At 64.3% G+C, this 25341-nt stretch carries 22 protein-coding genes; 9 read left to right on the forward strand and 13 right to left on the reverse strand.

What is annotated here, in order from left to right; genetic code table 11:
• The first annotated feature begins 9 nt into the window (after positions 1-9).
• Positions 10-459, forward strand: coding sequence for a DUF4399 domain-containing protein (locus tag IVA92_RS28755; RefSeq protein WP_247278354.1), 450 nt, complete (start codon positions 10-12; stop codon positions 457-459).
• Here the strand turns inward: IVA92_RS28755 and IVA92_RS28760 are convergent, their stop codons facing one another.
• The 10 genes from IVA92_RS28760 to pqqA all read right to left on the reverse strand — a co-directional run bounded on the left by IVA92_RS28760 (position 460) and on the right by pqqA (position 10466).
• Positions 460-1515: a 2-oxoacid:ferredoxin oxidoreductase subunit beta gene (locus tag IVA92_RS28760; protein ID WP_247278355.1), complete on the reverse strand. Its 1056-nt coding sequence runs from the start codon at positions 1513-1515 to the stop codon at positions 460-462. It abuts the gene before it with no gap.
• A complete protein-coding gene (locus tag IVA92_RS28765; protein ID WP_247278356.1) occupies positions 1512-3359 on the reverse strand; it encodes a 2-oxoacid:acceptor oxidoreductase subunit alpha in 1848 nt (615 codons plus the stop codon). Before IVA92_RS28765 ends, IVA92_RS28760 begins: the two co-directional genes overlap by 4 nt.
• Positions 3329-5128 (reverse strand): FAD-dependent oxidoreductase, encoded by a 1800-nt coding sequence (locus tag IVA92_RS28770; RefSeq protein ID WP_247278357.1) that lies wholly within the window; start codon positions 5126-5128, stop codon positions 3329-3331. The genes IVA92_RS28765 and IVA92_RS28770 overlap by 31 nt, the downstream gene beginning before the upstream one ends.
• Before the next feature lie 235 nt (positions 5129-5363).
• Complete coding sequence (locus IVA92_RS28775) at positions 5364-6041, reverse strand: DUF4286 family protein (RefSeq protein ID WP_247278358.1); 678 nt, start codon at positions 6039-6041, stop codon at positions 5364-5366.
• Positions 6042-6054: 13 nt separating this feature from the next.
• The gene (gene pip / locus IVA92_RS28780) at positions 6055-7041 is read right to left on the reverse strand and encodes a prolyl aminopeptidase (RefSeq protein WP_247278359.1); all 987 of its coding nucleotides are present in this window, start codon (positions 7039-7041) and stop codon (positions 6055-6057) included.
• Positions 7031-8230 carry a pyrroloquinoline quinone biosynthesis protein PqqE gene (gene pqqE, locus IVA92_RS28785; RefSeq protein ID WP_247278360.1) on the reverse strand — a complete coding sequence of 400 codons (1200 nt, stop codon included), beginning with the start codon at positions 8228-8230 and terminating at the stop codon, positions 7031-7033. Before pqqE ends, pip begins: the two co-directional genes overlap by 11 nt.
• Positions 8227-8538, reverse strand: a complete 312-nt coding sequence (gene pqqD, locus IVA92_RS28790; protein ID WP_247278361.1) for a pyrroloquinoline quinone biosynthesis peptide chaperone PqqD — start codon at positions 8536-8538, stop codon at positions 8227-8229. The genes pqqE and pqqD overlap by 4 nt, the downstream gene beginning before the upstream one ends.
• Before the next feature lie 12 nt (positions 8539-8550).
• Positions 8551-9330 carry a pyrroloquinoline-quinone synthase PqqC gene (gene pqqC, locus IVA92_RS28795; RefSeq protein WP_247278362.1) on the reverse strand — a complete coding sequence of 260 codons (780 nt, stop codon included), beginning with the start codon at positions 9328-9330 and terminating at the stop codon, positions 8551-8553.
• Positions 9327-10256 (reverse strand): pyrroloquinoline quinone biosynthesis protein PqqB, encoded by a 930-nt coding sequence (gene pqqB / locus IVA92_RS28800; RefSeq protein WP_247278363.1) that lies wholly within the window; start codon positions 10254-10256, stop codon positions 9327-9329. Before pqqB ends, pqqC begins: the two co-directional genes overlap by 4 nt.
• Before the next feature lie 129 nt (positions 10257-10385).
• Complete coding sequence (pqqA, locus tag IVA92_RS28805; RefSeq protein ID WP_007595659.1) at positions 10386-10466, reverse strand: pyrroloquinoline quinone precursor peptide PqqA; 81 nt, start codon at positions 10464-10466, stop codon at positions 10386-10388.
• Positions 10467-10713: 247 nt separating this feature from the next.
• Here pqqA and IVA92_RS28810 point away from each other — a divergent pair, with 247 nt between their 5' ends.
• From IVA92_RS28810 to IVA92_RS28835, 6 genes are all read left to right on the forward strand, one after another.
• Positions 10714-10971, forward strand: a complete 258-nt coding sequence (locus IVA92_RS28810) for a hypothetical protein (protein ID WP_028177529.1) — start codon at positions 10714-10716, stop codon at positions 10969-10971.
• A 124-nt stretch (positions 10972-11095) separates the two neighbouring features.
• Positions 11096-12496 (forward strand): amidase family protein, encoded by a 1401-nt coding sequence (locus tag IVA92_RS28815; RefSeq protein ID WP_247278364.1) that lies wholly within the window; start codon positions 11096-11098, stop codon positions 12494-12496.
• 2 nt (positions 12497-12498) lie between these two features.
• Positions 12499-12975, forward strand: a complete 477-nt coding sequence (locus IVA92_RS28820) for a glutathione peroxidase (RefSeq protein ID WP_247278365.1) — start codon at positions 12499-12501, stop codon at positions 12973-12975.
• Between the two features lie 11 nt (positions 12976-12986).
• Positions 12987-13229, forward strand: a complete 243-nt coding sequence (locus IVA92_RS28825) for a DUF3297 family protein (RefSeq protein WP_212431912.1) — start codon at positions 12987-12989, stop codon at positions 13227-13229.
• A gap of 144 nt (positions 13230-13373) precedes the next feature.
• Entirely contained in the window at positions 13374-14543 is a 1170-nt protein-coding gene (tarD, locus tag IVA92_RS28830; protein ID WP_247278366.1) for a mandelate racemase/muconate lactonizing enzyme family protein, read from the forward strand.
• Between the two features lie 218 nt (positions 14544-14761).
• Entirely contained in the window at positions 14762-15049 is a 288-nt protein-coding gene (locus IVA92_RS28835) for a GIY-YIG nuclease family protein (RefSeq protein ID WP_247278367.1), read from the forward strand.
• A 487-nt stretch (positions 15050-15536) separates the two neighbouring features.
• On the opposite strand, the gene IVA92_RS28840 is transcribed toward IVA92_RS28835, so the two are convergent.
• Both IVA92_RS28840 and IVA92_RS28845 read right to left on the reverse strand, forming a co-directional pair.
• Complete coding sequence (locus tag IVA92_RS28840; protein ID WP_247278368.1) at positions 15537-16889, reverse strand: malonyl-CoA decarboxylase; 1353 nt, start codon at positions 16887-16889, stop codon at positions 15537-15539.
• 291 nt (positions 16890-17180) lie between these two features.
• Positions 17181-17981: a helix-turn-helix transcriptional regulator gene (locus tag IVA92_RS28845; RefSeq protein ID WP_247278369.1), complete on the reverse strand. Its 801-nt coding sequence runs from the start codon at positions 17979-17981 to the stop codon at positions 17181-17183.
• Positions 17982-18040: 59 nt separating this feature from the next.
• Here IVA92_RS28845 and IVA92_RS28850 point away from each other — a divergent pair, with 59 nt between their 5' ends.
• On the forward strand, positions 18041-19213 hold the full coding sequence (locus tag IVA92_RS28850) for an MFS transporter (RefSeq protein WP_247278370.1): 1173 nt from the start codon (positions 18041-18043) through the stop codon (positions 19211-19213).
• 509 nt (positions 19214-19722) lie between these two features.
• Positions 19723-21984 (forward strand): cation:proton antiporter, encoded by a 2262-nt coding sequence (locus IVA92_RS28855; protein ID WP_247278371.1) that lies wholly within the window; start codon positions 19723-19725, stop codon positions 21982-21984.
• A 196-nt stretch (positions 21985-22180) separates the two neighbouring features.
• On the opposite strand, the gene IVA92_RS28860 is transcribed toward IVA92_RS28855, so the two are convergent.
• Complete coding sequence (locus tag IVA92_RS28860) at positions 22181-25339, reverse strand: multidrug efflux RND transporter permease subunit (RefSeq protein ID WP_247278372.1); 3159 nt, start codon at positions 25337-25339, stop codon at positions 22181-22183.
• Positions 25340-25341 lie beyond the last annotated feature (2 nt).

The raw sequence follows: 25341 nt of genomic DNA on the forward strand, positions 1-25341 counted from the left end.
GTCAATTTGATGAAGATCATTTCTTGTGTCGCACTGGCGGCGGCCATCGCATTGCTCCCGGGCGCAGCCTGTGCGCAGGGCAAGACCGCGCCGAAGGATGCAAAGCTGTACTTCATCACGCCGCGCGACGGACAAAAGATTCGCGGTGCATTCTGGGTCCGGTTCGGCTTGCGCAACATGGGCGTGACGCATGCCGGCGACGACTACCAGAACGCCGGTCATCACCATCTGCTGGTCGACGTCAACGATCCCATCGATCCCAAGGAGCCGATCCCGCAGGATAAGTCGCACTTGCATTTCGGTGCAGGGCAGACCGAAACCATGCTCGACCTTCCACCGGGGACTCACACGCTCCAATTGGTGCTCGGCGACGCCAAGCACTATCCGTTCGAGCCCCCCGTCGCGTCGGAGAAGATCACGATACGCATCCGGCCGACGGTCTCGGCGCGGAGCAAATGATCACCGCAGGCTGGCATTGATCTTGTCCAGCACTGCCGAGCCTGGGCAGAGCGTATCCGCCTCCAGCGAGTTGAGCGGCGTCTCGACGGTGTTGAGGTGCTCGTGCAGATCGTCCGCGTCGGGGTCGACATAGAGCAGGCCGGTGACGATCTGGCCCTTGGCGGCGTGCTTCTGCAGGAATGTCATCGCGCCGAGACGGTCGTGCGGGTCGTAATCGGCATCGATCTTGCGCAGGGCGATCTTGTTGCCGTCATGCTGCTCGACCAGCTGCACCGTGCCCGGCGCATAGTCCACCGCGATCGGATCGCGGCCGACCAGCACGTCGAGCCGGTTCACCGCGTCGTTGTGCTCCCGGACATAGTCGAAGCTCTTGGTCGAGCCGGCGTGATTGTTGAAGGCGATGCAGGGGCTGATGACGTCGATGAAGGACGCGCCCTTGTGCCGGATTGCGGCCGCGATCAGCGGCACGAGCTGGCTCTTGTCGCCGGAGAACGAGCGCGCGACGAAGGTGGCTCCGAGTTGCAGCGCGATCGCGACGAGGTCGATGGCGTTGTCGGTGTTGGTGACGCCCTTCTTGGATTTCGAGCCACGGTCTGCCGTCGCCGAGAACTGGCCCTTGGTCAGGCCATAGACGCCGTTGTTCTCGACGATATAGGTCATGTTGACGCCGCGCCGGATCGAATGCGCGAACTGGCCGAAGCCGATCGAGGCGGAATCGCCGTCGCCGGAGACGCCGAGATAGATCAAATCGCGGTTGGCGAGGTTGGCGCCGGTCAGCACGCTGGGCATGCGGCCGTGCACGGAGTTGAAGCCGTGTGAGTTGCCGAGGAAATAGTCCGGCGTCTTCGATGAGCAGCCGATGCCGGAGATTTTTGCGACCCGGTGCGGCTCGATCGAGAGCTCATAGCAGGCCTCGATGATCGAGGCGGTGATCGAATCGTGGCCGCAGCCGGCGCACAGTGTCGAAATCTTGCCTTCGTAATCGCGGCGGGTGTAGCCGAGCTCGTTCTGCTTCAGTCCGGGATGATGGAATTTCGGCTTAGCAATGTAGGTCATGACACGGCCTTGCGGAGCGGGGTCACCTTGAGGTGATCCTGATGGTCGCCAATGGCTTTTGCGATGAAGCGGGCGGTGATCGGGGTGCCGTCGTAATGCACGATCGGCACGAGCCGGACCGGGTCGATGCCGTTCTCGTTGACGATGAGCTGGCGCAGCTGGCTGTCGCGGTTCTGCTCGACCACGTAGACGAAGTCGTGCTCGGCGAGGAAGCTGGCGACGCTGGAGTGGAACGGGAAGGCGCGGATGCGCAGGCGGTCGAGCTGATGCCCGCGCGCTTCCAACAGCCCGATGGCTTCGTCCATCGCCGGCGAGGTCGAGCCGAAATAGATCACGCCGTATTTGGTCGGCCGTTCCGCATTGGCCTGCAGCGGCCGCGGGACCAGGTCTTGGGCGGTCTCGAACTTGCGGACCAGGCGCTGCATGTTGTCGGCATAAACCGTGCCTTCCTCGGAATAGCGCGCGTAACGGTCACGCGAGGTGCCGCGGGTGAAGTAGGAGCCCTTGGTAGGATGTGTGCCGGGATAGGTGCGGTAGGGGATGCCGTCGCCGTCGACGTCGAGATAGCGGCCGAAATCGCGGCCTTCCTCCAGCATTTCCGCGGTCATCACCTTGCCGCGGTCGTATTGCCTTGAATCGTCCCACTTCAGCGGACGGCAGAGGCGGTGGTTCATGCCGATGTCGAGATCGAGCATCAGGAAGATCGTGGTCTGGAGCCGCTCGGCGAGGTCGAACGCGGCAGCCGCGAACTCGAACGCTTCCGCCGGATCTTCCGGGAATAGCAGCACATGCTTGGTGTCGCCATGCGAAGCATAGGCACAGGCGATGATGTCGCATTGCTGGGTCCGGGTCGGCATGCCCGTGGAAGGGCCGGCGCGCTGGATGTTCATGATCACGGCCGGAATCTCGGCGAAATATGAGAGGCCGATGAACTCGGTCATCAAGGAGATGCCGGGGCCGGAGGTCGCGGTGAAGGCGCGCGCGCCGTTCCAGGAGGCGCCAATGACGATACCGATCGAAGCCAGTTCGTCTTCGCCCTGCACGATCGCGTATTTCGCCTTGCCGGTCTCAGGATCATGCCGGTACTTCTTGCAATGGGCGGTGAAGGCCTCCGCCACCGACGACGACGGCGTGATCGGATACCAGGCGCACACCGTGGCGCCACCATAGACGGCGCCGAGCGCGGCGGCGCTGTTGCCTTCTATGAAGATGCGGTCGCCGACCTTGTCCGATTTCTTCACGCGCAGCCCGATCGGGCATTTCAGGTTCTGGAGTGCCCAGTCGCGGCCGAGATGCAGCGCGTGGACGTTGGAGGACAAGAGCTTCTCCTTGCCCTTGTACTGCTCGCCGATCAGCTGCTCGATCAGCTTCGGATCCATGTCGAGCAGCGCGCTGAGTGCGCCGAGATAGATGATGTTCTTGAACAGCTGGCGCTGGCGCGGATCGGTGTAGGTCGAGTTGGTGATCGCGGTGAGCGGCACGCCGATCACGGTGATGTCGTCGCGGAATTTGCTCGACGGCATCGGCTTGGTGGAATCGTAGAACAGATAGCCGCCGGGCTCGATGCCCGCGACGTCCTTGTCCCAGGTCTGCGGGTTCATCGCCACCATCATGTCGACGCCGCCGCGGGCGCCGAGATGGCCGTCTTCCGTCACCCGCACCTCGTACCAGGTCGGCAAGCCCTGGATGTTGGAGGGGAAGATGTTGCGTGGGGAGACCGGAACGCCGTGGCGCAGGATCGCGCGCGCGAACATCTCGTTGGCGCTGGCCGAGCCCGAGCCGTTGACGTTGGCAAAGCGGACGACGAAGTCGTTTACGCTGCTGATCGGCTTTTTGTCGGGCATGCTGAACCTGCGTGGGTCATCTCGATGAAATATTTCTGCATGTCCCAGGCGCCGGTGGGACAACGCTCCGCGCACAGCCCGCAATGCAGGCAGACATCCTCGTCCTTCACCATCACGCGCCCGGTCTTGAGATCCGAGGAGACGTAGAGGTCCTGGTCGGGATGCGGCGCGGGGGCCTTCAGGCGCTGGCGCAGGTCGCTTTCCTCGCCGTTGTCAGTGAAGGTGATGCAATCCATCGGGCAGATGTCGGCGCAGGCATCGCACTCGATGCAGAGCGATGTCGAGAACACGGTCTGCACGTCACAGTTCAGGCAGCGATGCGCCTCGCCGAGCGCGAGTTTGACGTCGTAGCCGAGCTCGACCTCGGCGCGGATGTCCTTCAACGCGACGACCTTGTCGCGATGCGGCACCTTGAAGCGCTTGTCGATGGAGATGTCGTTGTCATAGCTCCATTCGTGGATGCCCATCTTCTGCGAGGAGACGTGCACCTCCGGCAGCGGGCGATCTTCGATAGCCTCGCCCGAGAGCATCTTGTGGATCGACAGCGCGGCATCATGGCCGTGCGCGACCGCCCAGATGATGTTCTTCGGGCCGAACGCCGCATCGCCGCCGAAGAAGACTTTTGGATTGGTCGAGACGAAGGTCTTCGGATCGACCTTGGGCATGTGCCATTTGTCGAACTCGATGCCGCAATCCTGCTCGATCCACGGAAAGGCGTTCTCCTGGCCGACCGCGACCAGGACGTCGTCGCATTCGAAGGTCTGGTCGGGCTCACCTGATGGAACGAGGTTGCGGCGGCCTTTGGCGTCGTATTCGGCCTTCACTTTCTGAAAGGTGATGCCAGTGAGCTTGCCATTGTCGTGGATGAAGGCGACGGGAACGAGGAAGTTGAGGATTGGGATGTCCTCGTGGAGCGCGTCCTCCTTTTCCCAGGGCGAGGCCTTCATTTCCTCGAAGCCGGAGCGCACGACGACCTTGACGTCTTCGCCGCCGAGGCGGCGCGCTGTGCGACAGCAATCCATCGCGGTGTTGCCGCCGCCGAGCACGATCACGCGCTTGCCGACCTTGTCGGTATGACCGAACGACACCGAGGCCAGCCACTCGATGCCGATATGGATGTTGGCGGCTGCCTCTTTCCGGCCGGGAATGTCGAGCTCGCGGCCGCGCGGCGCGCCGGAGCCGACGAAGATCGCGTCATAATTCTCCCCAAGCAGCGCCTGCATGCTATCGATGCGATGGCCGCCTCTAAACTCGATGCCGAGAGCCAGGATGTAGCCGGTCTCCTCGTCGATCACGGAATTGGGCAGGCGGAATTTCGGGATCTGCGTGCGCATCATGCCGCCCGCTTCCGGATCGGCATCGAACACGGTGCAGTGATAGCCGAGCGGGGCAAGATCGCGCGCCACGGTCAGCGAGGCGGGACCGCCGCCGACCAGCGCAACGCGCTTGCCGTTCTTCGGCGCGGGTCGCGGCAGGCGCTGCTTGATATCGTCCTTGAAGTCGGCGGCGACGCGCTTGAGGCGGCAGATCGCGACCGGAGTTTCCTCGACGCGTCCGCGGCGGCACGCCGGCTCGCATGGACGGTCGCAGGTGCGTCCCAGAATTCCGGGAAACACGTTCGATTTCCAATTGATCATGTAGGCGTCGCTGTAGCGGCCTTGTGCGATCAGTCGGATGTATTCGGGAACCGGGGTGTGCGCAGGACAGGCCCATTGGCAATCGACCACTTTGTGAAAGTAGTCGGGGGCCGCGATATCGGTCGGTTTCATTCCTACCCTGTCCGCGCAGGCTCAAAGACCCCGCGGCCTTTTCTTGAGCTTGGCGGACGCTTATTGCGTCTCGATCTGGTTTCTGAATGGCATCATTGGGTTAGCTTATTAGAACGGCTCCGAAGTACAACGGCAAATTTACGCGATCACCGCCTTTCATAGGAGCCACGCGCGCACAGCATCAACGCGGCGCGCGAGGTGCGTGCGGTGCAACATGTTGCGATGCGTGTGCGCGCTAGCTGCGCGTAAGGTCACTCTTCGCGAGGTCCCACATCAGGCAATAGGTGCCGACGGAGATCGGAAGCGGAAAGGGCGCCGCGGCGGGACCGGTGAAGCGCTCGGCGATCACGGCCGAGACCGCGCCGACATGGGTGCCGTCGATCAGCACGAACCAGTCGCGCGCGCCTTCATGGCGTACCGCTGGAATTTCCGCCGTTGCACCCGACAATTCGGGCTCGCTCTCCAGGAGGTGCATGGAGACGATGCCGTCGCACGTGTCCGGCGCCAGCTTGTCTTGCAGTGCATCACGCCATGGCGCTGCGTTGTCGGGCCTTGGCCGCAGCCGCACCACGCCGAGCGCGGCGCCGCGTCCGGTGCCGTTGCTGATGGTGATGCGCGCGACGACGCGGAGCATGTCCTTGAAACGCGCCATGCTCTGCCGCGACCAGTCGGTCGGGCTCGCAAGCCGCGCGCGGTAAGCCGGGCTGTCGAGCACGTCGAGCGTGGCGGTCGAATACAGGCAGAGATATTTGGGATTGGCGGCATGCGCGACATAGCGCCGCGCCTCCAGGAAGCCGTCGATCGCGACGCGCTCTTCCAGATGCTCGCGATCGTACCAGCGGTTGAAATCGGCCTCGTCGGCCGCCTCGATGTTCATCGAGGTCAGCAGCATGCCTTTCCCGGCGAGCGGCATTTTTCTTATCCTGTTATCGCGCGGTCTTCGAGGCGAGGTCTGCGATCGACTTCATGACCGCGTCTCTCACGCCGGCATCATAGAGCGAATGGCCGGCTTCTTCCACGATGCGAAGCTCGGAACCCGGCCAAACTTTCGCGAGCGCCTGCGACGTCTCGGGCGGGCACAACAGATCGTAGCGGCCCTGGACGATGATGCCAAGGATGCCTTTGAGCCGCCCCGCATTGCGCAACAGCTGGCTCTCGGTCATGAAGCTGTCGCTGACGAAATAATGCGCCTCCATGAATGGGGTCGCGGGCAGCGTGCGCCACACGTTCAGCGATGCGAGATCGAGCCGCGTCTTTGCGGGCTTGTGCTCGGACAAGGTGCGCTCGGTGTCGTGCCAAGCCCGCGCGGCCGGACCGTGCACGGCGGGATCAGCATCAAGGATGCGGCGCCAATAGGCCTCCACCGGCCGCGCGCGCTCTTCGAGCGGCAGCACGCCAAGAAAATCCTCGTAGAGCGCAGGATGGAACTGCGACAGGCGCGACGTGAACGCCGCTTCGACCTCTGCCCGCGTGCCGAGGAACGTCGCGCGCAGCGCGATGCCAGAGACGCGCTCGGGATGCGCCTCTGCATACGCCAGCGCCAGCGTCGCGCCCCAGGAGCCGCCGACCACGATCCAGCGGTCGAAGCCGAACTTCTCTCGGATTTTCTCGATGTCGGCGATGAGGTGCGCCGTCGTGTTGTGCTCGCGCGATCCCTTCGGCCGGCTGCGGCCGCAGCCGCGCTGGTCGTGCAATACCGCGCAGAAGCGGTCGGGATCGAACAGGCGGCGATGATCGGGCTGGCAGCCGCTGCCGGGTCCGCCATGCAGATAGACCGCGGGAATGCCGTCCGCGCGACCGACGCTCTCGACATAGAGCTCGTGACCCTCGCCGACATCGAGCATGTCGGACGTCAGCGGCGCAAAGGGATCGGCGCGTCTGGCGGATGCGGCCGCGTCGGCGTCAGGTCCCATTCTCGGATTCCAGAGTGCCGCCGGCGAAGTTGCGATAGAGGAAGCGGTTGGTCTCGCCCTCGGCCTCGCGCTCGGCCTGCTTGAAGATGGTTTCGTGCAGCGGCGACAGCGCGCAGGCCGGGTCGGTGTTGGCGGCGTCGCCAGTCAGCGCGAAGGCCTGGCAGCGGCAGCCGCCGAAATCGATCTCGCGGAATTCGCAACTCTTGCACGGCTCCTTCATCCAGCCGGTGCCGCGATAGCGGTTGAAGGCGTCGGAGTTCTGCCAGATCCAGGCGATCGAGTGATTGGAACGCACGGATTCGAACTCGAGCCCGGTGATGCTCTCGGCGGCGTGGCACGGCAGCACCTTGCCGGCGGGCGAGATGTTGAAGAACTGCCGGCCCCAGCCGCCCATGCACTTCTTCGGCCGCAGCGCGTAATAGTCGGGAACGACGTAGTCGATCGTAAGCCGGCCCTTGAGCCGCTCGCGCGCCTCCTCGACGATTTCAGTGCACTCGTCGAGCTGCGCCACCGTCGGCATCAAGGCGGCGCGATTCTTCAGCGCCCAGCCGTAATATTGCACGTTGGCGACCTCGAGCCGGTCGGCATCGAGATCGACCGCCATCTGAATGATGTCGGGGAGCTGATGCAGGTTCTGCCGGTGCATGACCGCGTTCACGGTGAGCGGCAAATCGAGCTCACGCGTCCACTTCGCCACTTCCAGCTTCTTGCGGTGGCCATTCCTGTAGCCGGCGACTCGATCCGCGAGGCCTTCCTCCACGCCCTGAAAACTGATCTGTACATGGCAGAGCCCGGCATCCGCGAGATCGCTCAGCCGCTCGCGCGTCAACAGCACGGCCGAGGTGATCAGGTTGGTGTAGAGCCCGACATCGCTCGCGTGCTTGACCAGTTCGACCAGGTCCTTCCGCGCCGTCGGCTCGCCGCCAGAGAAGTGGACCTGGAGCACGCCGATCTCGGCGAGCTCGCTCAACACCTTCTTCCACTCATCCGTGGTCAGCTCCTTGCCCGCGCGGTCGAGCTCGACCGGATTGGAACAATAGGGGCATTGCAGCGGACAGCGATGGGTGATCTCGAGCAGCACCGCGAGCGGAATGCCAAACGTCTCCGCCGTCGAGCGCTGCTTCTCCAGCACCGCGAGGCTGTCGCTGGCGTCTGGCGGGATGGTAGGAATGCCGAGCACATCGCTCATGGCGTCTTCTCCCGGGCCTCAGTGAGAAAGCCCTTCTCGGCGAGATCCTGGAGCATGACGATGACGTCGGCGAGGATCGCCTCGCGCGGCGCGGCGTATTTCGCCGCCAGCCGATCGGCGATCTCGCCGACATTGCGCTGGCCGTCGCAAAGCTGCAAGACCTCGACTGCGATCTCGTCCGGCGCCAGCACCCGTTCCGGTGCTAGGATCACCCAGACCTTTCGGGTCTCGTCATATTTGAGCTTGGCGTGCCGCGGCAGCACGGGGCGGCTTGCCTCGCTGACGCTGATGTTCCGCGGCCCGGCCATTACAGTTCCTCTTCAGCTCGCTTTGGGCACGAAGGCGCCCGGTGGAATGTGGCCCTCGACATAGGCATGATAGAGTGCATCGAGCTGCACCCACAGCACATTGGTTTTGAAGATCAGCGCATTGCAGACCTGCGCGCGCTGCTCCGGCGTCTTGGCGTGCGCCTTGACGTAGTCGAGCGCAAAGCCGGCGTCGCGCGGCGCCTGCGCCAGGCGCCGCTCGAAGTAGCTCATGATATCGGGATTGACGAAGTCGTAGTGCTCCAGCATTCCGGAGATGCGCTCTTCGTGCAGGTTGGGCGCGAACAGCTCGGTGAGCGAGGAGGCGATCGCCTCCAGCGGGCTCTTCTCGCGGCAATAATGGACATAGGCCTCGACCGCAAAGCGCGTCGCCGGCAAGATGCCTTCCGTCGATTCCACGTAAGTCGTGTCGAGCCCGAGGCCTTCGGTCAGCTTCAGCCAGCGCTCGATGCCGCCCTCGCTACCGAGATCGCCGTCATGGTCCTCGATGCGGTGGCGCCATTCCAGCCGTGTGGCGCGGTCGCGGAAGCGCGAGATCACCACCGCGTCCTTGATCGGGATCGTGCTCTGGTAATAGTAGCGGTTGAGCGCCCAGGCCTGCACCTGGCCCTTGTTCAGCTTGCCGCCGTGCAAGAGCTTATGGAACGGATGCAGGCTGTGATAGCGCGTCGCCCCGATATGGCGCAACGTCGCCTCGAGCTCCTCGGCCGAGTTGAGCTTGATGTCCTTGCCGATCGAGAGCGCGGTCATTCCTGTCAGTGACGCGGCATTCACAGCACGATCTCCGTTCCGTCAGCGGGTATTTGCCAGCCCGCTTGTTCAGTGGCTTTCCGCTCGGGTGAAGCGGGCAGCAGTGCCGGGTTCGAGTTATTGATATGCAGAAATATCTTCCTGTCGATAGCGAGATCGGCAAGCCGCGCGATCGCGCCGTCGTCGCCGGACATCGCGACATGGCCCATGCTCTTGCCGGTCTTGTGGCCGAGCCCGGCCCTGATCATCTCGTCGTCGCGCCATACCGTGCCGTCGAAGAACACCAGCGCTGCGCCGTCGATCTCGCCCTTGAGCGCGTCGGTCACCTCGGCGCAGGCGGCGATGAAATAGAAGCACTTGCCGGTTGTCTTGTCCGTGACCTTGAGGCCCAGCGTGTCGCCGTCGCCGGTCGCCCCGCCGGGATGCGCCTTGCCTTCCAGATACCAGGCCGATTTGCCTGATACCGCAAACGGCAGCACCTCGATCCCCGAGCGCGCGCCGTCAGGCAGCCGCGGCTCGAACGGCTCGCCGATTCCGATCGATTGGCGCCGCACGTTCTTCTCGTTCAGCACGTTGAAGATGCTGTTGGCTTTCAGGATCGCCAACACCTTCTCATGCGCATAGACCGTGAAAGGCGAGCCCTCGCGCATCGACAGCAGGCCTGCGACCGCGTCCACTTCGCCGTTGGTGAGGATCACGCCCGCAATCGGCGTATGGCGCAGCGCGCCCGCCCTCGGGTGCAGCTGCGGCGTGGCGTTCAATTGCTGGCGGAGGTCGGGGGAGGCGTTGATCAGGAACCAGTGCTCGCCGTCGCCGCTGAAGGCGACCGACGCCTGGGTTCGCTGAAGCTCATGGCCGCTGGCACGGGCTGCTCGGCAGCCCTCGCAGCCGCAATTCCATTGCGGCACTCCGCCGCCGGCTGCGGCGCCCAGGACGACGACGCGAAGCATGATCCGTCTCCTGGAGGGAACGCTGCGAGGTGGATCTCGGGTCGACACCGAACGCCGACACACATCGTGTCTTCCGGCAACCTATTGTGACCGAAAGATCCACCTGCGCTGAACGCAATCGCCTACCGCTTACTTGCGGGTGGCGCTCACATACATGTTGATTTCCATGCCACAGGGCACTTCGACGATTTTCGGGGCTTTCCAGGCCATTTTGGCTCTCCATTTTCGCGAAATCGGACGTATCCGCCCGCTGGTAAAGTAATGCGGGCGCAAAAGTTCGCCAGTGAAATTTTCCCGAGAAGCCCATGTTGCATCGCGAAAAATGTCGGGGAACGTCACTTCTGATGACCCTGCCTTGCGCATGGCGCATTCGGTCGCGAACCCTGTCCTGATAAAGCGGTTGTGAGTGCAGTGCAGCTTTCAATCCGGTACCGGCGACCCAAACTGGAACTCGGTAATGCCCAGATATTTCTTCAACACCCGTATCGGCGACGAGTTGATCGTGGATCCCGACGGCGAGGATCTGCGCAATCCCGATCGCGCCTGGGAGGTCGCGCGCCAGATGATCCTGGAGGTGGTGAAGTCGGAGGGCGCCCAGCCGGCCCTGCTCGAGGCCGTCATCGAGGTGACCGACGACGACGGGGAAATCGTGCTGGAGTTTCCCTTCACCGAGGCGCTGCTGGACATACCCGACCAGTCCGCGACGCGGCATTAGACGCTCGCGAGCAGCCCGGTCGGCCAATCCAATCCGCACTAGCACCCGGCCTTCATCCCTGCGAAATCCGCATGGCTTTGCCGCCTTCCCGGCGCTAAAAGACCCCGGTCATACGGAGCATGTCATGCAAGATCTCTGGCGCCTGTCGGCCGCCGACCTCGCCACTCTCGTCAAGTCCAAAAAGGTGTCCGCCAGGGAGGCAGCTCAAGCTGGTCTCGCCCGCCTGGACGCCGTCAATCCCGCGCTCAATGCGGTGATCGACCACCGCCCGGACGACGTGATCAAGCAGGCTGACGCCGTCGATGCCGCCATTGCGCGGGGCGAGGACCCCGGTGTTCTCGCCGGTGTGCCCGTCACCATCAAGGCCAATGTCGACCAGGAGGGCTTTGCCACCACCAACGGCTTAAAGCTCCAGCGCGACGTGATCGCGCGCGAGGACAATCCGGTGGTCGCCAATTTCCGGAAATCGGGCGCCATCCTGCTCGGCCGCACCAATTGCCCCGCCTTCTCCTATCGCTGGTTCACCACCAATCTGATCCATGGCGACACCAAGAACCCCCGCGATGCCTCGCTGACTCCAGGCGGATCCTCCGGCGGCGCCGGCTCGGCGGTTGCAGCCGGCATCGGCCACATCGCCCACGGCACCGACATTGCCGGCTCGATCCGCTATCCCGCCTATGCCTGCGGCGTGCACGGCCTGCGGCCGACGCTCGGCCGCATTCCCGCTTTCAATCCGGCGCTGCCGGAGCGCCCGATCGGGCCGCAGATCATGGCCGTGTCCGGCCCCCTGGCGCGCACCGTCAACGACTTGCGAATTTCACTCGCCGCGATGTCGGCCCGCGACGTCCGTGATCCCTGGTTCGTGCCGGTGCCGCTGGAAGGCCCGGCCAGGCCGAAGCGCGCCGCGCTCTGCCTCAATCCGGGCGGCCTTGCTACCGCGCCGGAGGTGAAGGCCGCGGTGAGCGATGCCGGCAAGCGACTGGAGCGCGCGGGCTGGACCGTCGACATCATCGAGGACACGCCGCCGATGCGCGAAGCGGTCGAGTGGCAGATCAAGCTCTGGCTCGGCGATGGCTATGAGGCGCAGCTTGAGATGGCCGAGCGCGAGGGCGATCCCGGCGCGCTGGCGTGCCTGCGCGGCAACCGCAGCAGGGTAACACCAATGGACCAGGCGAATTACGCGAAGGCGCTGACCCGAAGAGCCACGTTGACCCGCGAATGGATGCTGTTCTTCGAACAATATGCGGTGCTGCTGACGCCGGTCTCTGGCGAGCTGCCGTTCCCCGATCATCTCGACCGCAAGGGCGATGAATCCTTCAAGCGCGTCTGGGAAGCGCAGCTGCCACAGATCGCGATTCCCTTCATGGGCCTGCCAGGCCTCGTGGTCTCCACCGGTCTCGTCGGCAAGGCGCCGGTCGGCGTACACATCGTCTCCGGCCGCTATCGCGAGGATCTGTGCCTGCTCGCGGGCGAGGCGATCGAGGCCGGCGGCGTGCCGCCGTCGCCGATCGATCCCGTGGGCTAGCGATGACTGCCATCTATGACTTCAAGGCCAACTCGCTTGCCGGCGAGGAGGTGCCGATGCGCCGCTTCGAGGGGCAGGTGCTCTTGATCGTCAACACCGCGAGCAAATGCGGCTTCACGCCGCAATATCGCGGTCTGGAGGATCTCTATCGCGATCTGTCGCCGCGCGGCTTTTCGGTGCTCGGCTTTCCCTGTAACCAGTTCGGCGCGCAGGAGCCAGGACAGGCGAGCGAGATCCAGGAATTCTGTTCGACCCACTACGATGTCACCTTCCCGCTATTCGAGAAGATCGACGTCAACGGCGCCAATGCGCACCCTCTGTATGAGTACCTGAAACGGCAGCAATCCGGACTTCTCGGCGCCTCCATCAAATGGAATTTCACCAAATTCCTGGTGGATCGTGCCGGCAAGGTGGTCGCGCGCTACGCGCCGACCGCGCGGCCCGAAGGATTGCGGAATCAAATCGAAACACTGTTGTGAGCGAGACAATCATGAGCGACGAATTTCCAGACCGCCTGTCGGTCGATCCGAACAGCCCCTATTACAACGCGGACATCCTGGCGCGCGATGTCGGCATCCGCTTCAAGGGCATCGAGAAAACCAATGTCGAGGAATACTGCATCAGTGAAGGCTGGGTCCGCGTCGCCGCCGGCAACGCCAAGGATCGCTATGGCAACCCGCTGACCATCAAGGTGCACGGGCCGGTCGAGCCGTACTTCCGGGATAAGAAGTAAGCACGCCGTTCGCCCCACACTCTGTCGTCATGCCCGGGCTTGACCCGGGCATCCACATTTTCGAACTTGCTCCGTGGCAAAGACGTGGATGGCCGGGTCAAGCCCGACCATGACGAGCGGAGAGATCCAGCCAGGAAGACCCCCATGTCCGTCCGCATCGTCGACGTCCGCGAGATCACAAAACCGATCTCCTCGCCGATCCGCAACGCCTATATCGACTTTACCAAGATGACGACGAGCTTGGTTGCCGTCGTCACCGACGTCGTGCGCGAGGGAAAACGCGTCGTCGGCTACGGCTTCAACTCCAACGGCCGCTACGGGCAGGGCGGCCTGATCCGCGAGCGCTTTGCCTCGCGCATTCTCGAAGCCGATCCGAAGTCGCTGCTCGATGCCGCGGGCGACAATCTCGACCCCGATAAGGTCTGGGCCGCGATGATGACCAACGAGAAGCCGGGCGGCCATGGCGAGCGCTCGGTCGCGGTCGGCACCATCGACATGGCGGTGTGGGACGCGGTGGCGAAGATCGCCGACAAGCCGCTGTTTCGCCTGCTTGCCGAGCGTCACGGCGTGACCGCCAATCCGCGCGTCTTCGTCTATGCCGCCGGCGGCTATTATTATCCCGGCAAGGATCTGTCGATGCTCCGTGGCGAGATGCGCGGCTATCTCGATCGCGGCTACAACGTCGTGAAGATGAAGATCGGCGGCGCGGCGATCGAGGAGGACCGCAGCCGCATCGAGGCGGTGCTGAAGGAGATCGGCAGGGACGCGCAGCTCGCCGTCGACGCCAACGGCCGCTTCAACCTCGAGACCGGCATCGCCTACGCAAAAATGCTGCGCGATTATCCCTTGTTCTGGTACGAGGAGGTCGGCGATCCCCTCGACTACGCGCTGCAAGCCGCGCTCGCCGAGTTCTACCCGGGCCCGATGGCGACCGGCGAAAACCTGTTCAGCCATCAGGACGCCCGCAACCTGATCCGTTACGGCGGCATGCGCCCCGACCGCGATTGGCTGCAATTCGACTGCGCGCTGTCCTATGGCCTGTGCGAATACCAGCGCACGTTGGAGGTGCTGAAGACCTACGGCTGGTCCCCCAGCCGCTGCATCCCGCATGGCGGCCACCAGATGTCGCTCAACATCGCGGCCGGCTTGGGCCTCGGCGGCAACGAAAGCTACCCCGACCTGTTCCAGCCTTACGGCGGTTTCCCGGCCGGCGTCCGCGTCGAGAACGGCCACATCACCATGCCCGACCTCCCCGGCATCGGCTTCGAAGGCAAGTCGGACCTCTACAAGGAGATGAAGGCGCTGGCGGAGTAGTGTTGGGTTGAGGCGCGACGGCCGCGCTACAATCTCCGTCGTTGCGAGCGCAGCGAAGCAATCCAGAATCCTTCGGCGGAAGCAGTCTGAATTGCTTCGTCGGTTCGCTCCTTGCAATGACGAGGTGGTGACAGCGTGCGCTTTGTCGCGCCACTCGCAGCCTGTGCTCGCAATCGCCTCTTGGTTGTGATAGCCTTCTCTCGCAAAAGAGGGTGGTCATGAAGCAGCCCTGCGTCTACATGTTCGCCAGTCGGCGCAACGGGACGATCTACACGGGCGTCACCTCGAATCCGCCGCGTCGTGCGTTCGAGCATCGCGAGGGTCTGGTGAAGGGGTTCTCGTCTAAGTACGGTTGCAAGCTCCTCGTCTGGTACGAGCTGCACGCGACCATGACCGACGCGATAGCACGCGAGAAGCAGATCAAGGGCGGTAGCCGGGCCAAGAAGCTCGCGCTGATCGAGAGCGCTAATCCAGACTGGATGGATTTGTACGAGACGCTGATCTGACTGCAGGGGGGCGGCTGGGCGAGACAGTCGCCACGCACCCTGTCATTGCGAGCGCCAGCGAAGCAATCCAGAATCGTTCCGCGGCAGCGGTCTGGATTGCTTCGTCGCAAGGGCTCCTCGCAATGACAGTGGAGAGAGCGAAAGCCACGCGGACGCCTTGGTCCTCCGCGAACGGCAGGTCGGGATAGGCGAGTTGCTGCAACGCACTCCGTCATTGCGAGCGAAGCGAAGCAATCCAGAGTCTCTCTGCGGAGGAAGTCTGGATTGCTTCGTCGCAAGGGCTCCTCGCAATGACGGTGGAGAGAGCGAGAGCCACGCGGACGCCTTGGTCCTCCGCGAATGGCAGGTCGGGATAGGCGAGTTGCTGCAACGCACTCCGTCATTGCGAGCGAAACGAAGCAATCCAGAGTCTCTCTGCGGAGGCAGTCTGGATTGCTTCGTCGCAAGAGCTCCTCGCAATGACGGTGTGGCGCGAGCAAGCGCCCCCCTACGACAACCGCATATCCAGCAGCCTTCGTCCTTCGCCCTTCAGCAGCTTCTTCACCGCGCTCGACGCCACGACCTCGCCGTCGTTGGCGTAGGCTTCGTGGTTCTTCTCGATGTCGTCGAGGCGGTAGAGATAGTTGACCATGACGCCGGCGGACTCGCGCACGCCCTTGGGCGAGAGGTCCCCTAACCAGTTGATGCGCTCGAGCCTGGCGCCATTGCCGAGATGGAAGCGGGCGACGGAATCGATCAGCTTGCCCTTCGGCGTGCGCGCCTTCAGGAAATAGTGCGCCGCGAGCGGTTCCAGAACGCTGCGGAGCAGCGTGGTCGTCTCAGGGTTCTCGAACCATTTGGGATCGTCGAGACGCTTCAACATCTCACGGTCCTCGTCCGATAGCGGCAGCTCCTTGTCCTGCTTCACCCATGGCATGAAGCCCGGCACCGGCGACAGCGTCACGAAAGTGTCGAGCTTCGGCAGCTCGCGGCGCAGCTCCTCCACCACCTGCTTGATCAGGAAGCTGCCGAAGGAAATGCCGCCCAGGCCGCGCTGGGTGTTGGAGATCGAATAGAACACCGCGGTGCGCGCGCGCTCGATCGGCAGGTGCTGGCGATCGACCGCAAGCAATGGCGCGATTGCCCCCGGAATGGTCTCGGTCAGCGCCACCTCGACGAAGATCAGGGGTTCGTCGACCATCGCGGGGTGAAAGAAGGCGTAGCAGCGGCGGTCGACCGGATCGATGCGGCGGCGCAGATCGTCCCAATCGGAGATCTCATGCACGGCTTCGTAACGGATGATCTTTTCGAGGATGTTGGCCGGGGTCGACCAGTCGATCCTGCGCAGCACGAGAAACCCCCTGTTGAACCACGAAGAGAGAAGATGCGAGACGTCGCGGTCGAGCGCGGCGAGATCGGTGTGCCCGTTCATCATGCCGAGCAGGTCGGCCCGCATGCTGACGAGATCGCCGGTGCCGCCCGGCGCGCGGTTGAGGCGGCGGATCAGCTCCTGCCGCCGCGGCTCGGAAGCGAAATGCAGCGAGCTCGCGTCCTCATCGGTGGGCTGGGCACGCCATTTCTCGATCGCCCTGGACAGCCGTTCCCGATCCGGGCCGAAATCGCGCACCAGCGCCTCGAAGAAGGCACGGCGTCCGGCCGCATCCAATTCCCGGTAGAGGTCGAGCACCTCGCGCGCCATCGCGGTGCCCGAGGCTTCGCCGCGGCCCGAGAGCAGCGCGTCGCAAAGCGCGATCAGCCCGGCGGCATCGCGTCTGGTGTTCAAGCCGTCGCTGCGGCGAAGCAGCGTGCGGCCGCGCTCGGAGATGGTGGCGAGCAGGTCGGAGAAGAAGGCGTTGGCCATCTGGGCTTTCGTGTCAGGTTTGTGCGATGCGGGAGCTTACATCGGATTTAGGCCGAAGCCGATCACAATCAAGCAGGGGAATGCGGCATCTTTCGTCGGGCACTGCGTTGGGAGAATGGCGGCATGCCCGGTGGGAGCGGGCATCCGGTGACATTTGGAGAAGAACGAAGCTCCCTCAAACACCGTCATTGCGAGCGCAGCGAAGCAATCCAGAGTCCCTCCGCCGAGAAAGTCTGGATTGCTTCGTCGCAAGGGCTCCTCGCAATGACGGGTTCGGAGGGTACGGCCGCCTTACCCCTTCCCCGCAAATTCCGTCGGTGTGCGCCCCGTCACCTGCCGGAACGCGGCCGAGAACGCCGGCACGCTGGCATAACCGAGCGATGTGGCGAGCTGCTTCACCGATACGGTGGCATCGGTCGACAGAAGCTGGATCGCCGCGGCGATGCGGGCACGCTGGCACCAGCTCTTGAAGCTGAGCTGCGTTTCCGTCGAGAACAGCCGCGACAGCGTGCGCGCGGAGGTTCCGACCTCGCGCGCCAGCGTGTCGATGTCGTGCAGGCCGGTGGGATCGTCGAGCACGATCATCGCGGCGCGGCGGCATCGCACTTCGCGCGGCAACGGCACGAAGGTCGCGGAATCCTCGGCCTGGTGCAATTCCAGCATCACGAGGCGAACCAGCAGTTCGGTTCGCGCCTCGGTGTTGCGGGCGTCGAACAGCGCCAGGATCGCCTGGTGCAGCAGCGGCGACACCCGCACCACGAACTCCTTGGTCAGTCCCTCGTAACGCTGCTCGCGCTTGAGCCAGGGCAGGTCGAAATACAGCGTGCGCATCTCGATGTCGGCGAGCAGGTCGATGGCATGCTCGAGCCCGGCCGGGACCCAGACCGCGCGGTCCGGCGGCACCAGCCAGCGCCCGCCGGGCGTCGTCACCTGCATGGTGCCCTTGGCGGCATAGACCAGCTGCGCCTCGCGGTGCAGATGCGGATCGAGCCGCAAGCCTTTGGGATAGTCGCGCGCGACCAGGTGCACGCCCGCGGTCGAGCGGCGGTTGCCCCGGACCTCCCGGAGGATTGGCGTTTCGACGACACTCATTGGCGGCATCCCATCATTCGCCCGACATATAACTGATTTCGGTGCAGGAGAGGATTCGTATGAACAACCCCAGCCGGGTCATCAGTTTCGTCAATGCCGGCCATTTCATCGACCATTATGCGATGCTGATCTTTGCCGCCGCCGTGATCATCATGGGGCCGGCGCTCGGCATGGCCTATTCGGAACTTCTGCCCTATGCGACGCCGGGCTTCGTCGCCTTCGGTGCAGGCTCGCTGCTCACCGGCTGGCTTGGCGACCGCTGGAGCCGCCGCCACATGATGCTGATCTTCTTCGTCGGCATCGGCGCGTCCATGATCGCGGTCGGCTTCGCGACGAGCCCGGCGCAGCTCGGCGCGGCACTGCTCGCGATCGGCATTTTTGCCTCGATCTATCATCCTGTCGGCACCGCGATGATCGTGTCCTATGCCGATAAGCTCGGCCGCGAGATGGGGCTCAACGGCGTCTGGGGCAATCTCGGCGTTGCCTCCTCAGCGCTGGTCACCGGCGTGATCGGCCAATATCTCGGCTGGCGCTTCGCCTTCATCGTTCCCGGCGTCGTCACCATCCTGATCGGCATCGCCTTTGCGCTGACGGTCGTGCATGAGGACCGCAAGGGTGCCAAGCAGGCGGCGGCGCAGGCGCGCGTCGCCAAGCAGGACATGTGGCGCGTGATCCTGGCGCTGCTGATCGTGGTGATCGCGATCTCGACGACCTTCAACGCCGTTACGGTGGCGCTGCCAAAGCTGTTTGCCGAGCGGCTCTCGGACCTGACCAAGAGCCCGGCGCTGCTCGGTGTCATCGCGGCCGGCGTCTACGTGTTCGGCGCGATGACGCAGTATACGATCGGGCGGCTGCTCGACCGCTATTCGCTGAAGACGGTGGCGCTGCCGCTGTCCTTCATGCTGGCGCCATTCCTGTATCTGGCCGCCAGCATGTCCAATCTGCCGCTGATCGTGGTCTCGATCGGCATCGTCATGGGCGCGTTCGGGCAGGTCACGGTGAACGATGCCATGGTCGGCAAATACACGACGGAGGAGTGGCGCTCGCGCGCCTATGCGGTGCGCTATTTCGTCGGCTTCACCGCGGCCGGCGCCTCGGTCGGCTTGGTCGCCTGGCTCTACGAGCAGGGCGGCTTCGTCACCATGCTGCACGCCTTCGCCGCCCTCTGCCTGCTGGCGATCGCCGCCGCGCTAATCCTGCCGCGCGAGATCCGGACATCGCAGGCGGCGTGAGGTAGCCGACTCGCGCCGCGTGGCTCCGTCCCGTAGCCCGGATCGAGCGAAGCGCAATCCGAGGCGTTTCACCGCGCGGCTAGAACCCGGATTTCGCTGCGCTTCATCCCGGCTACGCGCTGCGTCCGCGGCACGAACGGGCCTAAGGCGGGGACTCTCTCCACATCGTCATTTTGCGAGCGAAGCGAAGCAATCCAGAATCTTGCCGCAGAGGGACTCTGGATTGCTTCGTCGCAAGAGCTCCTCGCAATGACGGAAGATGAGGAGGCACCCGGCCCATGCCAGCTACGATGCCATTCTGCCAGTGTTTTGCCCGACGTAGCAAGCCGTTTCGGTAAAATCGAGATTTCGTGAGGTTTCTCAACTCCATCTCTACTGTGCATGGGGTTGTTTTCGCACTTTTCGTTTTTTGACTCCGCCGCGCGCGCGGAACCCGCTCCGCCTCCTGCGGGTTCTACCCCTCTCGCCCCGGCGCTGCGCCGGACAGATGAAGGGGGAATGACACCTGCATGCAGTGGAGCCTGCTCCGACCGGTCGGCCTTGTCCCCGCGGCGCTTGTCCTCACCACCATTGCGGCGAGTGCCGAGGGCGGCAAATCGGCCGGCCCGTCCGAATTCCTCCTGGTGGCGCAGATCGTGTTGCTGATCGCGGTCGGCCGCGGTCTCGGCGAGCTCATGCAGCGCATCGGCCAGCCCTCGGTGATCGGCGAACTGCTCGCCGGCATCATCCTGGGGCCGTCGCTGTTCGGCTGGATCTGGCCCGAGGCCCAGCACGCGATCTTTCCCAAGACGCCCGAACAGAAGGCGATGATCGACGGCATCGCCCAGTTCGGCATTCTGCTGCTGCTGCTGCTGACCGGCATGGAGACCGACCTCAAGCTGGTCCGGAAGGTCGGCAGGGCGGCGATCGCGATCTCGATTGCCGGCATCCTCGTGCCCTTCGCCTGCGGCTTTGCGCTCGGCGAATTCCTCCCCGATGCGCTGCTGCCCGATCCGCAAGCGCGCCTCGTGGCCTCGCTGTTCATGGGCACGGCGCTGTCGATCTCGTCTGTGAAGATCGTCGCCGTGGTCGTGCGCGAGATGAATTTCATGCGCCGCAATGTCGGGCAGATCATCGTCGCGACCGCCGTCATCGACGACACCATCGGCTGGATCATTATCGCCGTCATCTTCAGCCTGGCCTCGCACGGCACGCTTGACTTCGGCTCCGTGGCGAAAGCCGTGCTGGGGACGCTCGCCTTCCTGGCCGTCAGCTTCACCATCGGCCGCCGCCTGGTGTTCCAACTGATCCGTTGGGCCAACGACAATCTCGTCAGCGCAGCCGCGGTCATCACGGTGATCCTGCTGTTGATGAGCGTCATGGCAATGATCACGCATCTGATCGGGGTGCACACCGTGTTGGGTGCCTTCGTCGCCGGCATCCTGGTCGGGGAGTCCCCGATCCTGACCCGGCAGATCGACGAGCGCCTGCGCGGCCTGATCTCGAGCTTCTTCATGCCGGTGTTCTTCGGCCTCGCCGGGCTCAGCGCCGATCTCTCGGTGCTTCGCGACCCCAATCTGCTGATGCTCACCGGCCTGCTGGTCGTGATCGCCAGCGTCGGCAAGTTCGGCGGCGCGTTCGTCGGCGGCACCGTGGGCGGGTTGAATGCGAGGGAATCGCTGGCGCTCGCCAGCGGCATGAACGCGCGCGGCTCGACCGAGGTCATCATCGCGACCATCGGCCTCTCCATCGGCGTGCTCAGCCAGAACCTGTTCACGATGATCGTGACCATGGCGATCTTGACCACGATGGCGATGCCGCCGATGCTGCGCGCGGCGCTGGCAAAGCTGCCGATGAACCAAGAGGAGAGGGAGCGGCTGGAGCGGGAAGAATTCGAGAGACGCGGCTTCATCGCCAATCTCGAACGTCCTTTGCTCGCTGTCGACGACAGCGTCAACGCCACCTTCGCCGCCCACGTCGCGGGCCTGATCGCCGGCATGCGCGGCCTGCCGATCACCGTTCTGCACATCGGCGAGCGCGCCAAGGAAAAGGACAAGGGCGAGGACGAGAGCCACGAAGCCGTGGTGAAGAAGGCCGCCGAAACCGTCTCCGCCAGTGGTGACGGGAATGCCGGCAGCGTCGATGTCGTTACCCGGGCCAGGCGCGCAGAGCTGGCCGAAACCATTGCCGACGAAGCACGCAAGGGCTTTGATCTCCTCGTCGTCGGCATCGACAAGGTCGCTGCCGCCAAGGATCGCTTCAATCGGAAGATCGAGGACATCGCCGCCGAGTTCGAGGGGCCGCTCGCGATCGTGGCGGCCAAGGGCAAGCACCTGAAGCAGCCGATACCCGACGCCCTCAACATCCTCGTTCCGGTTTCCGGCAGCGGCATCTCCAAGCGCGGCGCCGAGGTCGCGGTGGCGCTGGCGCAGGCCGGCTCAGGCTCGCTCCGCGTGATCTATGTGGCGACGACGCGCGACAAGGGCGCGCAGCGGGGCACCTCCCGCGGATTGAGCCAGGAGACCGGCATCCTCAAGGACACCAGCGATCTCGCCGCCCGCTACGAGGTCGACATCACCACGACGCTGCGCGTGAACCGGGCGCCGGAGGCGGCGATCCTGCGCGAGATCGACACCACCGACGTCGACCTCGTGGTCATGGGCGTCGACCGGATCGAGGCCAATCATCTCTCCTTCGGCGGCGTCGCCGCCGCCGTGCTGAGGCAGTCGAAGGCCTCGGTGCTGCTGGTGTCGAGCGGCGAGGCGCAGCGGCCGCCGGCGGAGAAGGCTTAGTGGGGTGGACTGGAGCCGCGCCGACGGTGCGCTCCCTCTCCCGCTTGCGGGAGAGGGTCGGGGAGAGGGTGTCTCCTCATCGGGACACTCCCCAAGAGGAGAGAGCGCTCACCCGCCGCGCTCCGCGCGTCGACCTCTCCCGCAAGCGGGAGAGGTCGCAGCGAGCCCGGAGCCTCGCCGGTGCACCCAACGGCGCTTAAGGCTTCACCTCCGCCGCCGCTTTCACCTTCACCACCTTCTTCGACGCCCGCCAGTTCTCGAAGCGCTGCACCACCACGAAGAAGGCCGGCACGAACAACACCGCGAGGCAGGTCGAGGCCAGCATGCCCGAGAACACGGTGATGCCGATGGACTTGCGCGCGCTGGCGCCGGCACCGGTGGCCAGCACTAGCGGCACCACCCCAAGGATGAAGGCGAACGACGTCATCAGGATCGGACGGAAGCGGGCGCGCGCGGCCTCGATCGCGGAGTCCAGGATCGGCTTGCCGTCGCGGCCGTGCAGCTCGAGCCCGACCTCGACGATCAGGATCGCGTTCTTGGCCGAGAGCGCGATCAGCAGGATCAGCCCGATTTGGCAATAGAGGTTGTTGTCGATCTTGAGCCCGCTGAGGATCAGCATCGGCCCGAGCAGCGACAGCGGCACGGCGAGGATCACGGAGATCGGCGCGTACCAGCTCTCATACTGCCCGGCGAGCACGAGATAGACCAGCAGCATGGCGAGGCCGAACACCCAGTAGATCTGGTTAGAGACCGCCTTCTCCTGGTAGGACATCGCGGTCCATTCATAGCCGGTGCCCGGCGGCAGCGTCTTATCCGCGATCTCCTCCATCAGCTTCAGCGACTGCCCGGAGGAATAGCCCTGCGCCGGCAGGCCGATCACGGTCGAGGACGGATAGAGATTGTAGAGGCTGATCAGCGACGGACCGGTGGCCGCCGTGATCTTGGCGACGGTGCCGATCGGGATCATGTCGCCGTTCGAGTTGCGGACCTGCATGTTGGCGATGTCGCGCTCGGTGACACGGAAGGCCGGATCGGCCTGGGTGTAGACCTGGAACACGCGGCCGAACTTGTTGAACTGGTTGACGTAGGACGACCCCAGATAGGTCGATAGCGCCGAGAACACCTGATCGGTGGTCACATGCAGCGTCTGGGTCTTGACGCGGTCGATCTCGACGTTGAATTGCGGCACCGAGGAGCGGAAAGAGGACTGCACGCGCTGCAGCGCGCTCTGACTCTGGCCGTTACTGACCATCGCTCCGGTGATCGCTTGCAGCTTGGCGAAATCGCTATTGCCGTCGCGCAGCTCGACCTGCATCGAGAAGCCGGCGGCATTGCCGATGCCCTGGATCGGCGGCGGCGGCAAGACGATGGTGCGCGCCTCCATGATAGTCGCGAGCTTGTCGTTGAGCCCGTACACCAGCGAGCGCAAATCCTCTCCGGGTCCTTTGCGCGCCTCCCAATCCTTCAGGATGATGTAGGCGACGCCGGTATTGGCGAGGCTGGCGCTGTTGTCGAGCGCGGAGATGCCGGCGATGGTGATGACCTGCTGGACGCCGGGCGTGTCCTTGATCAGCTCGCTGGCTCTGTCGAGCACGGCTTGGGTCCGCTCCAGGGCGGCGCCGTCGGGCAGCTGCACGGCCGCGATCAGATAGCCCTGGTCCTCGATCGGCAGGAAGCCGGTCGGCACCCGCGACAGGCCATAGCCGCCGATCCCGATCAGGACCAGCGCTACCGCGACCGAGACAGTGGCGTGTCTGACCAGGAAGCCGATCAAGCGGGTGTAGCCGCGTTCGAGCCTGTTATAGACGGCATTGAAGCCGCGGTAGAAGAAATTGCGCTGTTCCGGCGGCACCGCCGGCCGCAGCCAGAGCGCACACTGCGTCGGCTTCAGCGTCGCCGCGTTGATGGCGGATAGAAGAGCGGTCGCGGCGATCACCAGCGCGAATTGCGAATAGATGCGCCCGGTCAGCCCCGCGAGGAACGAGGCCGGCAGAAACACCGAGATCAGCACCAGGGTGATGCCGACGATCGGCGCGAACAGTTGATCCATCGCCTTGATCGCGGCGTCGTGGCCGTTCATGCCCTGCTCGATGTTGTGGGCGGCGCCTTCGACCACGACGATGGCGTCGTCGACGACGATGCCGATCGCGAGCACGATCGCAAACAGCGTCGACATGTTGATGGTGAAGCCGAGCGCCGCCATCGCAGCGAATGCGCCGATGATGGTCACCGGCACGGTGGTCGCCGGAACCAGCATCGCGCGCCAATCCTGCAAGAAAACCAGGATCACGACCAGCACGAGCAAGCCGGCCTCGATCAGCGTCATATAGACCTCGTGCACCGAGGCCTCCACGAACTTGGTGGTGTCGAACGGCGTGTCGTACTTGATGCCTTCCGGGAAGCGCTTGGCGAGTTCCGCCATCTTCTTCTCGACCGCCTGCTCGACCTGGAGCGCGTTGGCGCCGGGCGACTGGAATACGCCGATGCCGACTGCCGGCTGCTTGTTGAGCGAGAAGATCTGGCTATAGGTCTGCGCGCCCAATTCGACCCAGCCGACGTCGCGCACGCGCGTGACGTCGCCGCTGCTGCCCGTCTTGACGATGATATTCTCGAACTGGCTGGTGTCGTCGAGCCGGCCATTGACGTTGAGTGTGTATTGGAACGCTTGGCCCGGCGGCGTCGGCGGCGCGCCGACCTGGCCGGCGGAGACCTGCTGGCTCTGCTGCTGGATCGCCTGGATGACGTCCTGCGGCACGAGGCCACGGACCTGCAGCTTGTTCGGATCGAGCCAGACTCGCATCGAATATTGGCCTGCGCCAAACACCGTGACGTTGCCGACGCCGGGCAGGCGCGAGAGCTCGTCGCGAATGTTGATGGTGGCGTAGTTGCTCAAATACAGGCTGTCGTACTTCGCGTCGGGCGAGGTCAGGGTCACGAACAGCAGGATCGAGGTCGACCGCTTCTGCACGGTGACGCCCTGGTTCTGCACCGCCTGCGGCAGTTGCGACAGCGCGCTGGAGACGCGGTTCTGCACCAGCACCTGCGCGAAATTGAGGTCAGTGCCGATCTTGAATGTGACAGTCAGCGTATAAGTGCCGTCGGAGCCGCTGTAGGACTGCATGTAGAGCATGTCCTCGACGCCGTTGACCTGCTGCTCGATCGGCAGCGCCACGGTGTCGATCACGGTCTTGGCGCTGGCGCCGGGATAGCGAGTGGTGACCTGCACCGTCGGCGGCACCACGTCGGGATATTGCGCAATCGCGAGGTTGAACAGCGCGACGCCGCCGATCAGGATCATCAGAAGCGCGATTACGTTCGAGAGGACCGGCCGCTCGATGAAGAACTTTGAGATCATGG

Origin of the sequence: Bradyrhizobium sp. 154, assembly GCF_023073875.1 — a bacterium.
Taxonomy (GTDB): domain Bacteria; phylum Pseudomonadota; class Alphaproteobacteria; order Rhizobiales; family Xanthobacteraceae; genus Bradyrhizobium.